The sequence below is a fragment of the Acetatifactor muris genome (genome assembly GCF_024623325.1).
In the GTDB taxonomy this organism is placed as follows: Bacteria; Bacillota; Clostridia; order Lachnospirales; family Lachnospiraceae; genus Acetatifactor; species Acetatifactor muris.
In genome coordinates this window covers 31164-43840 of the sequence record NZ_JANJZD010000038.1, presented here as the reverse complement: position 1 = coordinate 43840, position 12677 = coordinate 31164, and the positions used below count along the sequence as shown (strand labels likewise).

Sequence of the window (12677 nt, the reverse complement as noted above, 5' to 3'; positions counted from 1 at the left end):
TTTTTCAAGGCATAGTACCCACTATGTCCAATGTTTATGTCCATTTTTCTCAAATTTCTTTTCCTGCACCATATTCAGTTGTCAATTTTCAGTTAGAATCACATTCATTGAGATTCCGAGAAGTTATGAAACATCCTATCCCGCTTTTCTCAACTGAACCTCAACGGACACATATTTTTGCAAAAATAAAATTTTGTTGAGGTTCAGTTGAGATTGGGCGTATAAAATTTTTATAAGATAAGCAGCAAATCGCTTTATTGCTGCCTGCTCATAAGCTATACTAATAGCGGAGGTGCTAAAGATGTTTCAGATTTTAGTTGTAGAAGATGATAAGGAACTGCGCGACCTTTTCTGTACGGTTCTTACGGATAATGGATATACGGCTGTTCCGGCGGCTGATGGACTTGCCGCCTTTGATATTTTGGATAACACGAATATTGATCTGGTTATTTCCGATATTATGATGCCGCGCATGGATGGTTTTGAGCTTACCAAAGCATTAAGGGAATCAGGATATACTATGCCCATCCTGATTATCACGGCTAAGGAAAGCGCCACCGACAAACGCGAGGGATTTCGCCTGGGTACGGATGATTATATGGTAAAACCTATTGATGTGAATGAAATGGTCTGGCGGGTGGAAGCCTTGCTGCGCCGCAGCCAGCTTGTCAGCCAGCGTAAAAGCAAATTTGGCGAAACAGAATTTAATTGTGACACCCTGACGATTTCCTCACACGGAGAAACCACTGAACTGCCACAGAAAGAATTTTACCTGTTATATAAGCTGATAACCTCTCCCAACCGCATTTTTACCAGACGGCAGATCATGGATGATGTGTGGGGGCCGGACAATGAAGCGGATTCCCACACACTGGATGTCCATATCAGCCGCCTGCGGGAGCGGTTCAAAAATAATGCAGACTTTGAGATCGTCACGGTACGTGGTTTGGGATATAAGGCGGTGAGCAGACATGGATAATCAAAAATCTTCTGAACCGAAACAAAGCAATCCGACAAAAAAATGGAGGAAGTGTCCGAAACGGCTCTCGGTCATGTTTTCCCTTTTAACCTTCCTTACATTGACGCTGACAATCCTTTTTTCAGCTCTCCTTACCTTACTGCTGATCCGGACCGGTATATTAGTCCGGCAGAACCGGGGGATTGTATTTTTCGTTATCGCCCTTGTCAGCATTCTTGTCGGCACCATTATCTCCAATTATGCCGGCAGACATCCCCTCACGGCAATCATTGCTATGAGCAATGCAACCCAGGAAGTGGCAAGGGGCAATTTCGATGTGTCCCTTGACGAAAACATCCGAATCAAAGAGCTGAGGGAGATGGCCCATAACTTTAACCTGATGGCAAAGGAACTGGCCGGAACAGAAATCCTCCGCACAGATTTTGTGGAAAATGTCTCCCATGAGTTCAAGACGCCGCTGTCTGCCATAGAGGGTTATGCCACCCTGCTTCAGAAAAAAGATATAAGTGCGGAAAAACGCCAGGATTACACAAAAAAAATCCTGTATAATACCAGGCGCCTCTCCACACTGACAAGCAATATTCTACTTTTATCCCGGCTGGAAAATCAGGAGATCGGCATTAAAAAGGAATCCTTTTGTCTGGATGAACAGCTTCGGGAAATCCTTCTCCTTCTGGAAGAAGGCTGGACGGAAAAACAACTGGAACTTGAAATCGACCTGGACGCTGTGGATTACTATGGCAATAAAGATTTGCTCGCCCATGTGTGGCAGAATATTTTAAGCAACGCCATTAAATTTGCCCCTGAAAATGGAATCATCCATATCCTGCTCCGCAGGGAAAACGGCTCATTGATAACCAGCATCACAGATAATGGAATCGGTATGAGCGAGGACGTAATGCGGCGGGTATTTGAAAAATTCTATCAGGGGGACTTCTCACGTTCCTCCCAGGGAAACGGCCTGGGGCTTGCGCTGGCAAAGCGGATCATCGATCTGCATGGCGGGGATATTGCTGTTTCCAGTAAAGAGGGCAAAGGCACGACATTTACCGTAACCCTTCCCCTGACGCTGCATACGAAAGGATACGATACATGAAATCTGGAAGATATTTTGCTTTAGACGGTATACGGGGGCTGGCACTTCTGAACATGATCGCTTACCATGCGGTATGGGATTTGGTCTATCTTTTCGGCTTCGACCTGCAATGGTATCAATCGGAAAGCGCTTATATATGGCAGCAATGTATCTGCCATACATTCATTTTCCTTTCCGGCTTCTGCGAACCATTGGGAAAGAAAAAACTGAAAAGAGGCGTTACTGTCTTTAGTTTGGGATTTTTGATTGTGTTAGCTACATTGATTGCAATGCCGCAAAACAGGGTTCGATTCGGTGTCCTCACCCTGATCGGTTCCTGTATGCTCCTGATGATTCCGGCAGAAAAGGTCTTGCGAAAATGCAGACCTGTGTATGGATTGATTTTCAGCATTACCTTATTTCTTCTCACCAGAAATATCAATCAGGGTTATCTCGGTTTTGCCAACTGGAATCTGCTGCCGTTGCCGGATAACTGGTATCATAATTTTGTAACCACCTACCTGGGATTTCCCATGCCCGGTTTTCATTCAACAGATTATTTTTCGCTGCTGCCGTGGATTTTCCTGTATACTGCCGGATATTTTACACATCGGCTTTTTGCACACTGTAAGCTGCTCACACATTTAGAAAGCAGTAAATCAAAGACGCTGGAATGGTTTGGCCGGCATTCCCTCGGTTTATACATGATTCATCAGCCATTACTTTATTTCCTGTTCGTAGCGGTATTAGCTCTGTAAATAAAATCATATTTTCAGGAGGAAAACACTATGACACTCTATGAAACAATTTTCACACGCAGACAGGTACGCAATTATCTGAACTCACCTGTCCCGAGAGACCGTTTAGACCATATCCTTGCCTGTGCCACCGAAGCGGAACAGCTTACCGGGCAGCACGCTGATTTCAAGCTGCTCCCGGCTGCGGAAGTTTCCGCCAATCAGGGGGCGTCCCATTATTTACTCGGTTTCTGCGACAATTCACCGCCTGCTTACGCCAATGTCGGTTTTGTACTGCAAAAGGTTGACCTGTGTGTCCAGAGCATGGGGCTGGGCTGCGGCTGGTTTATGAACATAAAACCCAAAAAGGAATCAGAGCGTTTCTGTATTGCCCTTGCCATTGGTAATACGGATGTCCCCATGCGAAAAAGTCTGGATGAATTTAAGCGAATCGCAGCCAGTGAGATCAGCGGGCATGATAATCCTATTACCCAGGCTGTCCGTTTGGCTCCATCCTCTCTGAACTCACAGCCGTGGAAACTGGATTTTCAGAATGGAAAAATAATCATCCATGATACCGGACGTGGCATAAAACGCATTATCCTGAAAAACAAGCTGAATAAAATTGATGTAGGCATTGCCGCCCGACATGCTGTACTTGCTTTGGAGAATGAAGGCAACAAAGTATTATCTGTCACACCTGTAACAGATGGAAAAGAGTTTTCTATTGAAATTTCCTACTCATAAAAATAAAAGGAGCGTATATGTATAATGAAAGTATTGATTATTTACCATTCGGAACACCATGACAATACAAAAAAACTGGTAGAAGCAATCGCACAGCAAGGAGATGTCACTCTGGCAGACACATCCAACGCCAGAAAAATAAATTGGTCTGATTATGATCTGATTGGCTTTGCTTCTGGTATCTACTATCAGAAATTCCATGATGATATTTTAAAGTGCGCCAAAGAATATCTGCCACAAGATAAACAAGTGTTTTTCCTCTACACTTGCGGTGTAAAGCGAAATACTTATATTGATTCTATCAAACAGATTGCCGATTCTAAAAATGCAAAAATAATCGGAAGCTATGGCTGTCCAGGTTTTGATACATTTGGCCCATTCAAACTAATTGGAGGGATTGCAAAAGGGCGGCCTAACAATGAAGATATTGAAGGCGCAGTTAAATTCTTTGCAGATATATGTGGTTAGCACTCACATAATTCAAAATAGGCAACTTACTGGCAAGCAATGCAATCTTCCGTAAGATTGCGTATTTAGCAGAAATCCCGTTCCCGGAATTTCTGCTAAATGCTTGTTGGTGACATGTCCCCAAACCCCTGAGATCATCACCTGCGGTGATGGCTACGCATTCCGTTGGAACGCTGAAAAACAAAAGCGAAGAGAAACCTATTGCCGTGACTTCTGCGATTCCCTCTGCGGTTCCCGCCCGGTGGGAATGTCCAGCAAATGCTCCACGTTCGCCCGGACATTATGGAGCTCTTTCATGTCAGCCCTGGCCTGCTTGTAAGAAGAATAGGCTTTCCGTTTCTGCTCCAGGAGCCCGGCATATTCTTCCCGCAGAGATTTGACGGAGGGTAGCTTTGTGATCCCCAAGCCGTCAAAGTGTTTCTTCGCCGCCTGGTGCAGCAGGATTTCCGTCTCATGCGCCGCACGGAATTTTTTGCTGTACCCGGCTTTCCGGTATTCCACATAGACCGCCCGCGTCTTGGCATAATTTACGATCTGTTTCTGCAACTCCCCGTTGGCGGCCATCTGCGATTCCAGTTCCTTGATCTGTACCGACAGCGCATTGAAGCTGGCGGTGGCGGCGTCTGATTTTTCCTGCAAATCCTCATAGCCCATATCGCCATGCTCTTTGAGCCAGATCACCGCCTGGGAGAGCTGTTTTAAGTTGAACACCTTCGCCCAGCGTTCATATCCCGGACCTTTGCCGGCACGGATCGCCGCCTCAATATCCACCAGCAGCCCGACTTTGGAAACCGGCTTTTGTGGGGAGGTACGGCGCGGCTTTGCCGTCCGGGTGCCGGCGATCCGTTCTTTGATGGCCTGCTCGGTATAGTCGCCTTTCAGCGTGTCGCACCGGGTATACCGATCTTCGGGCGACAGGCGAAAGCGGAGGTGCTTTCGCTCCCGGTTGACTTCGATCCCAGCCGCCTCCAGCTTTTTCAAAAGTTCTTCAAAGTCCTTCGGCTTTTCTTCCAGGGCTGCGTCTATAGCCCATCGTAGCTGTTCCTGATGGGAAGGCTGTTTCTGACTTCCCATCCATGTGCCGTAATGCTCACGGCTGGGTTTCGGATTTTCCACAATGGAAAGCCCGTGCTCCAGGCACAGCTTGTCATTCATGCGCCGGATTGCCCATGTAGAGCCCCAGAAGTTGCGGAATTTTTTCTGGCAGTCCAGCGTCGTAGAGTTTATGATGATGTGGTTATGGACATGGTGCTTATCCACATGGGTGCAGACAACAAAGGCATGGTTTCCCTTTGTGAGTTTCAACGCCAGTTCCCGCCCGATCTGATTGGCTTCTTCTGGCGTGACCTCGCCGGGCTTAAATGCCTGCCGGAGATGGTAGGCGATCACATCATCCGCGCCCCGGTCACGCCCGGTCAGGTTCGTATACTGGCGCTTGGATAAAAGAAACTCGGCGTCAGCGGTCCGGGTGTCGCACTCATAGCCATAAATGAATTTTCCGAAATCCGTTTTCTGTGGGTTCTTTACATAGTCAATGATGTCCGCTATGGCCGTGGAAACATCCCGGCCTTTCCCGACATGCAGCGGCATGAGCCGTGTGGTTGCCATCCCTTCACCCCCTTAATGAGAAATTTTCCCTGTTACCGTGCCTGCTCTTTATTCACTTTTGTTTTATTACTGTGCGCCGCCTGCTGCCCGGCATTTTTATTCAGGCTGTCACGCACGGACGGTTTCTGCTCCTGGGCCGGCGCACACTCCCGCCTGGCCTGGGAGAGAAACAGGTCGGTAAGTCCGGGATTGCAGCGGTCCACAGCAAAGCAGACATTCCGGTCATATCCGAAACCGTCCTTATCCTCACAGACCGGGACCGTCTGCGCCCATGCCTTATTGTCCCGTGAAATGCGCCCGTCGTAATCTTTCTGCCGGACCGTGTTGGCAAGGACATAAAAAATCCGTTCAGGATCAAATTTCTGTAAGACCTGCTGCACACATGCCGTGCCTAAACGGTTGTCCCGGTAGTTGTCCGCAATGGCCTGTTCGATTGCCTCCCTGCACGCAATGTTAGCTTTGTGGGAAGCGTGGTACTGATCCAGTTCCCCATGCTCATACGCATAGGTAGCAGAATGGAAATAAATTGGCGTTGTATCTTTCAATGAAATCCCTCCAATCAAAAAGCTGCCCTGACAGACAGCCGTAATTATAGAAAAAGGGCGTGGCTGCCAATGCGCCCCGCCGAAACTGTTTAACCAAATATAAAATCTTTCAGGGCGCCATTCACGCCGCCGATCATGCCGGCCAGCCAGGCCGCCGCCATCGGCAGGCCGTAAGGGCTGATAAGGAACGCGACCACCAGCCAGGACATTCCCGGCCAGAACCCGGCTGCGAAGAACAGCGCCAGTGCCGCCAGAAAAACAATCCCTGACAGAATCCCCAGCACGGCGCCGGAAACCACAACAAGAAATTTGCAGAACAGATAAAGAATCCCTGTAACGATTACAAAGGGAAGTGCCAGCAGTTTACCAATCAGACGCATACGTCCGCCTCCTTTCCTAATCCCGTGTCCGTTTTTTTCAGGACATCCAGGTATGCCCGAAGGGTATTTCATAGAGAAGCATATTTACCCCTCCATTAAAATTTTACCGTGCCGGCCTGCGGAAAGCAACGGCGGTTCTTCCTGTTTACGAAATGTTCGCAAATCCCCGCAGCAACTTATCCATGCCGTCCCACAGGCTGTCCAGGCGGGTGCGCAGGTCGTCCACGTCGGCAGCGTAAACACTCCCGGTCTCATTGGCGCGCCTGGCATACTGGTTCAGGTTATTGGAGCAGATACGAAGGAGCCGTATCATTTCCTGAATGTCGCTCATGTCCAGATGGATGATGTAACCGTCAACCGCCATCTTGCGCAGGTATGCGGACAGGTTGGTAATGCCGAGCTCCGCCATGCGTTCCCTTACCAGCTCCGCATCCTGCTCGGACATGACGAACTCTATGCGGACAGATTTTTTATTATGCCCGCCCTTCATCGTTCAGTCTCCCTCTTATGGGAGGGCGGTTTGCGGGTGGAAGCCGCCGCCTGCGCCTCTTTCAGTTTTCCCCGGAGGGTGCTCTTTTTTAGGCCGTCCATGTATTTTTTCAAATCTCCGGGCGTGGCATGGTAGGAACGCTTGAACCGTTCCCGTTTCAGGATCATGGCAAGCTCCCGCTCATTCTCCGGCAGATCGGTGATTGACTTTGGCTGCCCATGCAGTGGCGTAAGCTCATTTATAAGCCGTCCCTTTTCCTGGCACGGGATTATGATGTTGGTCCCATCCCCAAAAGTAACGGCCAGTTTCCCAACAGGGCAGGTCAGCCGCTTCATCTGCTCCACATGCGCCCCATAATCCAGCGGGTAGATATTTCCCGCCACCTTCCCATCCTGTGCGTCTTTGACAGAGAGAGCGTAGGCCAGCACCGTGTCCCTGGTCTGCTCATGGTAGAACCGCCACACGTTATTCGCATAGCTCCCCTCCAGGTAAACCTCGCGCTCCCGGAGGGTATAGGTGCCGCACGGCCTCGACATCCAGAGAAGCCGCCGGTCCTCCGGCTCACCTGTTCCTGCAAGCCCTAAGATCAGATCCCTGTCCAGGTCAAAATCATCCTTATAGTGGTGGGTGTTCAGCTCCACGATCTTCCCCAGGAAATCCAGAATGTCCACATCTTCAAATTTCAGCCCCATACGCTACCTTTCCCTTTCCGGCACGGGAGGCCCGGCCTGCCTTTCCCCATGCTCCGGGCGCTCCGCCTTCAGCCGTTCCATCAGGGAAGGTTTCTCCGGCGTTTCCTCCGGCAGCGTCTCCGGGGCAAGCTCCCGGATTTCCCCGTAAGTCTGCCCGTCCGTCAGGTCGGGGCGCTCCGGCGGTTCGTTGTTGAGCCTGCCGTCCAGCATATTGTAATTGCCGGTCTGTCCTTCCTCGTAAAGCTCCGCGTTACGCAGATAACTCTCCGGCGCCTGGAAGGGCTGCCCGGCAAACATGATCTCCCTGTGGGGCGTAAACTGTGAGAGCACGCCGCCCCGGAGCCTTGCAAATTCCTCATACTGGCGCAGGGTAAGGCCGCGCTCCAGCATTTCCGCCTGGGTATGCGCCCAGCCCTCCCCGTAGAGGAAATAGTACATATCCGGCTGGTCGCAGACAAAGCACAGGGAGCCGTCCTGGTTGTCATAATAAGATGCCTGCATATCCTGGCAGTGGCAGCGTTCCTCACGCCCCAGGTACACCCGGTTATCCGCGCCCAGCATGGCGACCATGCCCGCATAGTTGCTGTGGACCGCAGAGCGGATTTCCACCAGAGGGTCCGCCTCCGGCGTGATCTGCCTGCCGGGAATCTCGCCGCGCTTTTCCGCCGCGTCATTTCTCGGCGCTGCATCCTCATGGGTGCGGGCATCCAAATCCGGCTGTGCCGCATGTTTTTTTATTGCGCCCGGTTCCGGCTCTTTTTCCTCCACATAGTAGCGGACATTGGCCGTGGCATGGCGTCCGGCCTCATCCGCATAATCCTGGGCGGCTTTTTCGGAATCAAATTCCAGGGGCTTTCCGTCCTCTTTGCACCAGCCCTCCGCACGTCCAAAAATGGAAGCGCCGCTACGGACCGCCCACACGCCGTATACTTTTTCTTTTCCCATCCTGTGATCCTCCTTACCGTTCCTGCTGTTTCGGTGTTTTCTGCTTTTTGTCCGGTTCCGCCGTCTTTGTTTCTTTTATCTGCTGCCGGACCGAGGCCCTGTGCTCCGGCTCCCTTTCGGAATCCGTGATATTGACATACTCGCCGATGATGTTCAGCGCCTCATGGTAGCTGCCGGAAGCAAACACCCGGTCCGACATTTCCTTTGCTTGGTCCGCCATATCATTCCTGCGCAGGGTGCGGGCCGCAATCCCTACCAGGTTGAAAATATTCCCGTCCTGGCCGATCAGCGCGCAGTCCGGCTTTTCCGGCTCCGGCGAAGGCTCACTGATAAAGCCGCCCAGACGGTTCGGCACAAAATCGGACAGCCAGGTGCCCCCGAAATCCGCATGGGTCTGTAACCGCCACATGGCAAGTTTCCCGATATCCAGCTTTACATCCTCGAAAGGGTAGAGCAGGCAGGTAAGCTCCCCATACTGGAAAGTGGAAACATCCTCAAATTTACTGCTATCCTTCAAAATGCCCGCCTCGGTGAACATTTCATTGATCCCGTCCACCCATTCCTTCAAATCCCCGCCGCAGCCCTGCAGGATCAGGCCGTCTCTGCCCTCCATGCCCCGCAGGTCGTCGGTTGTGACCGTGTTGATATTCATAAATCCGCCTCCTATCGTTCCTGTTGATGGTTGGTTTTCTGCCGGGCGGCTTTTGCCCCCGGCTGTTTCTTTAGCTGCCTGCGGACGGAAGGCTTTGCTGCCGGCTGCCACATATCCGTTAAAATGGCAGAGGCCGGCTGTTCCCACTCTTTCCCGAACCCACGGACCACGGTTCCGCACATGAGCCCGTTATCCGCAAACATCTTCAAAGTGTCAAATGCCCGGTCAAATAATCCTATGTTCCGTGCATCCACGCTGGGCGCGAAATGGACCACCCCCACAGGGTAATCCCCTCCGGTCCCGACCCAGCCCCGTACAAAGGCATCATAATCCTTTGTGATACCGGCAGCCGCAAGCTCGCCGGCGTGGCTGGAATCCGTCAGGCTTACAGCCGCATACTGGCGGCCTAATACTAACAGCCCCATGTCCGGGTTATACATGAAGCGCCGGTTGTCGATCTGCTGTATGTCAATGGCCTGCGTCCATGTGTCGATCCGCATGACTTCCGGCACGATTGGAATTTTTATTTTTCCGATAAACATCCCTCCCCATTTTTCTTTTTGTCCGCAACTTAGGGCCGTTTCAGGGTGCCGGAGTATTCTTATCCAGCCTCCCCTCAATCCGGGTGCCGGAAGCCACTGAAACCAAGCCTCTTTTGGGTTAAATTGCGGACATATCACCCCTGGTTCTGCCTGATCCGGCGCTTGCGTTCCCGCTCGGATTTCCGTCTGGCAAAGGCGCGGCAGGAATCCGAACAGTATGCCTGGCTGGTGGTGGGAAGATATGCCTTCCCGCAGACCGGGCAGGTTTTCTGTTTTAAGGAAGTGTCCTCGTCGGTAACGGCAGATTCCAGCGCCGGGTCCGTCGGCAGCACCGCCTCCCGGAAGTAGCGGCAGAAAGAGCCGGTCCACCATTTATGCAGCATGTAACAGGGGCAGTCCAGAGGACGGCAGAGCTTATCCCGGCTGTCATAGTTGGCGCACAGCTCCGTCACCTGCCTTCGGATCGCCGCCCGTTCCTGCCTGGTTAATTCCCGTGAGGGCGGCCCGCTCATTTCCCCCTGCCTTTCTTCGCCGGAAATTCCAGCCTGAAATTCACATATTTTCCGCCCGTGTCATCCAGCAGCACCACCGCGTCATAGGTCTTTCCCGTCTTTTCGCTGTAAAGCCCGGACATGGAAACGCGGCCCTCTTTCAGAAGGGCCGCCGCAACAGGCTTTGTTATGGATTTTTTCTTTCCGGAAAAGAATTTATTGTCTTTCCACAGCGCAAAGGAACAGTCCCGGTTATCGCAGAAGAACCCTTTTTTGCCCTCATACACGGAAGCGCCGCAGCGGGGGCAGGCGCCCACCGCCTCCCGCCCGTTTCTTTTTGCATCCGGGAACAGGCCCGCAAAACATTCCTCCGGGGCAGTATGCTCCTTTACCAACGCACGGCTCATGTCCGCGATCTGTCCCATAAAAGCATCTGCTGCCAGCTCGCCGCGTTCCACCTGTTTCAGCATGGATTCCCATTCCGCCGTCAGGACAGGGGATTTGATGTTATCCGGCAGCACCAGGATCAGGTTTGTGCCTTTCTCCGTGGGGATAAGCTGCTTTTTCCTGCGCTCCACAAAACCGGCAGATACCAGTTTTTCCAGTATGGCGGCACGGGTGGCCGGGGTGCCTAGCCCCTTGCGCTCGGCGTCCTCCGGCATATCCCCGGCGCCGGCGGTCTCCATTGCCGCCAGAAGGGAATCCTCCGTATAATGCTTTGGCGGGGAAGTCCTGCCCTCCCGGATGCTGGCAGAGGCCGTTTCAAATACCTGCCCTTCCTGCAGCATGGGGAGGGAGGCGTCCGTATTCCCGTCATCCTCCGGCCTGGGTTCTTTTAATCCCATGCGGTAAAGGCGTTCCACTTCCTTCCATCCGGCCTGCAACACGGTTTTCCCCTTTGCCGTGAAGGAATGGCCCCGGCAGTCCAGGACCGCCGCCACCGCCTCAAACCGGTGGGCCTGGGCCGTGGCACAAAGGAGCCTTGCGGCGATCAGCGTCAGCACATCCCGCTCCCCGGAAGGAAGCCCCGACAAATCCGTCCGGGCGATCTCCGCCGTGGGGATAATCGCGTGGTGGTCGGTGACTTTGCCGCTGTCCGTTACCCGGCCAATATCCGGTTCCCCGGCACACCCCTTCCCGAAGGGCATATTGTCCCGCAGCCAGAGGATCAGGGAAGCGGCGGTTGCCTGCATATCCTCGGTCAAAAACTGGCTGTCCGTCCGGGGATAGGTCGCCAGCTTTTTCTCATAGAGGGACTGCACATAGTCAAGGGTCTGCTGCGCCGTATAGCCATAGATACGGTTACATTCCCGCTGCAAGGTCGTCAGGTCATAAAGCCGGGGCGGCTGCACCGTCTTGACCTGCTTTTCCACAGACAGCACCGAAGCCGCCTGCCCGTCGCTTTCCATACGGATTTTTTCAGCCCCGGCCTTGTCCGGCAGCTTTTCGCCGGAGGCAGTAAATCCGCCGCAGGTGATCTCCGGCACATAAAAGGGCCTGCTCGCAAATGCCTCAATATCCGCCTCACGCTGCACCAGGAGGGCCAGCGTGGGCGACATGACGCGCCCCACATTCAAAGTGACGCCGTACAGGACAGAAAAAAGCCGGGTGGCGTTAATGCCGATCAGCCAGTCAGCCCCGGCCCGGCAGACCGCCGCGTCATAGAGCTTATCGTAGTCGCTGCCGGGGCGCAGGTGCTCAAATCCGTCCCGGATCGCTGCGTCCTCCATACTGGAAATCCAGAGCCGTTCCATCGGTTTCCTGCATCCGGCATGTCCATAGACCAGACGGAAGATCAGCTCGCCCTCCCGTCCGGCGTCCGTGGCACATACCACCGATTCCACCCGTTTGTCCTTCATCAGCCGGCATAAGAGGCCAAGCTGCTTTTTCTTATCCTTCGGCACTTCGTATTTCCATTCTTCCGGCAGGATCGGCAGGTCGCCATAGCGCCATCTGGCATACTGTTCCCCATACGCCTCCGGCTGCGCCAGTTCCAACAGGTGCCCCACGCACCAGCTCACCAGATAGCCGCCGCCCTCCAGGTAGCCGTCCTTTTTCTCATTCGCGCCCAGGACCGCCGCCAGCGACATGGCGACGGAAGGCTTTTCTGCAATGACTAACTTCAATATCCAGACCTCCTTTGCATTTCCTCAAAATCTTCGTCAATGCGCCTGCTGGATTGCAGAAGGCACATGAGCATCACGCCCACCACTGTGCCTGCTAAAAAGCACAGGGAGCACATCACCAGGTTACACATAACAGCCCTCCTTCCGGGTAAAAAGAAAACGCCCACTGGAAAGCAGGCGCATCATCAGGTATCAGTTAT

Annotated in this window: 16 protein-coding genes; 5 read left to right on the top strand and 11 right to left on the bottom strand. The window is 52.6% G+C overall.

Translation table 11 applies throughout. The features are described from left to right. Positions 1-301: 301 nt before the first annotated feature. The 5 genes from NSB25_RS24235 to NSB25_RS24215 are packed head-to-tail and all read left to right on the top strand — an operon-like array spanning position 302 to position 4006. Positions 302-979 (top strand): response regulator transcription factor, encoded by a 678-nt coding sequence (locus tag NSB25_RS24235; RefSeq protein ID WP_103241991.1) that lies wholly within the window; start codon positions 302-304, stop codon positions 977-979. After that, positions 972-2075, top strand: coding sequence for a HAMP domain-containing sensor histidine kinase (locus tag NSB25_RS24230; protein WP_103241990.1), 1104 nt, complete (start codon positions 972-974; stop codon positions 2073-2075). The genes NSB25_RS24235 and NSB25_RS24230 overlap by 8 nt, the downstream gene beginning before the upstream one ends. Then, a complete protein-coding gene (locus NSB25_RS24225) occupies positions 2072-2812 on the top strand; it encodes a heparan-alpha-glucosaminide N-acetyltransferase domain-containing protein (RefSeq protein WP_103241989.1) in 741 nt (246 codons plus the stop codon). Before NSB25_RS24230 ends, NSB25_RS24225 begins: the two co-directional genes overlap by 4 nt. Positions 2813-2842: 30 nt before the next feature. After that, complete coding sequence (locus tag NSB25_RS24220; RefSeq protein ID WP_103241988.1) at positions 2843-3538, top strand: nitroreductase family protein; 696 nt, start codon at positions 2843-2845, stop codon at positions 3536-3538. Positions 3539-3562: 24 nt separating this feature from the next. Then, entirely contained in the window at positions 3563-4006 is a 444-nt protein-coding gene (locus NSB25_RS24215) for a flavodoxin domain-containing protein (RefSeq protein ID WP_103241987.1), read from the top strand. A gap of 198 nt (positions 4007-4204) precedes the next feature. Here NSB25_RS24215 and NSB25_RS24210 read toward each other — a convergent pair whose 3' ends face one another. The 11 genes from NSB25_RS24210 to NSB25_RS24160 all read right to left on the bottom strand — a co-directional run bounded on the left by NSB25_RS24210 (position 4205) and on the right by NSB25_RS24160 (position 12608). Next, complete coding sequence (locus NSB25_RS24210) at positions 4205-5614, bottom strand: relaxase/mobilization nuclease domain-containing protein (protein WP_103241986.1); 1410 nt, start codon at positions 5612-5614, stop codon at positions 4205-4207. 32 nt (positions 5615-5646) lie between these two features. After that, positions 5647-6159, bottom strand: a complete 513-nt coding sequence (locus NSB25_RS24205; protein ID WP_103241985.1) for a DUF3849 domain-containing protein — start codon at positions 6157-6159, stop codon at positions 5647-5649. Between the two features lie 89 nt (positions 6160-6248). Beyond that, the gene (locus tag NSB25_RS24200; RefSeq protein ID WP_103241984.1) at positions 6249-6539 is read right to left on the bottom strand and encodes a CD1845 family protein; all 291 of its coding nucleotides are present in this window, start codon (positions 6537-6539) and stop codon (positions 6249-6251) included. Positions 6540-6684: 145 nt separating this feature from the next. Continuing rightward, positions 6685-7029, bottom strand: a complete 345-nt coding sequence (locus NSB25_RS24195) for a plasmid mobilization protein (protein WP_103241983.1) — start codon at positions 7027-7029, stop codon at positions 6685-6687. Then, a complete protein-coding gene (locus NSB25_RS24190) occupies positions 7026-7721 on the bottom strand; it encodes a hypothetical protein (RefSeq protein WP_103241982.1) in 696 nt (231 codons plus the stop codon). Before NSB25_RS24190 ends, NSB25_RS24195 begins: the two co-directional genes overlap by 4 nt. Positions 7722-7724: 3 nt before the next feature. Next, positions 7725-8666, bottom strand: a complete 942-nt coding sequence (locus NSB25_RS24185) for a DUF4316 domain-containing protein (protein WP_103241981.1) — start codon at positions 8664-8666, stop codon at positions 7725-7727. A gap of 13 nt (positions 8667-8679) precedes the next feature. Continuing rightward, complete coding sequence (locus NSB25_RS24180; RefSeq protein ID WP_103241980.1) at positions 8680-9318, bottom strand: hypothetical protein; 639 nt, start codon at positions 9316-9318, stop codon at positions 8680-8682. 11 nt (positions 9319-9329) lie between these two features. Further along, a complete protein-coding gene (locus NSB25_RS24175; RefSeq protein ID WP_103241979.1) occupies positions 9330-9860 on the bottom strand; it encodes a hypothetical protein in 531 nt (176 codons plus the stop codon). A 134-nt stretch (positions 9861-9994) separates the two neighbouring features. Continuing rightward, positions 9995-10372, bottom strand: coding sequence for a cysteine-rich VLP protein (locus tag NSB25_RS24170; protein WP_103241978.1), 378 nt, complete (start codon positions 10370-10372; stop codon positions 9995-9997). After that, positions 10369-12477, bottom strand: coding sequence for a DNA topoisomerase 3 (locus tag NSB25_RS24165; protein ID WP_103241977.1), 2109 nt, complete (start codon positions 12475-12477; stop codon positions 10369-10371). The genes NSB25_RS24170 and NSB25_RS24165 overlap by 4 nt, the downstream gene beginning before the upstream one ends. Further along, positions 12474-12608, bottom strand: coding sequence for a DUF3789 domain-containing protein (locus NSB25_RS24160; RefSeq protein WP_103241976.1), 135 nt, complete (start codon positions 12606-12608; stop codon positions 12474-12476). The genes NSB25_RS24165 and NSB25_RS24160 overlap by 4 nt, the downstream gene beginning before the upstream one ends. Between the last annotated feature and the right edge of the window lie 69 nt (positions 12609-12677).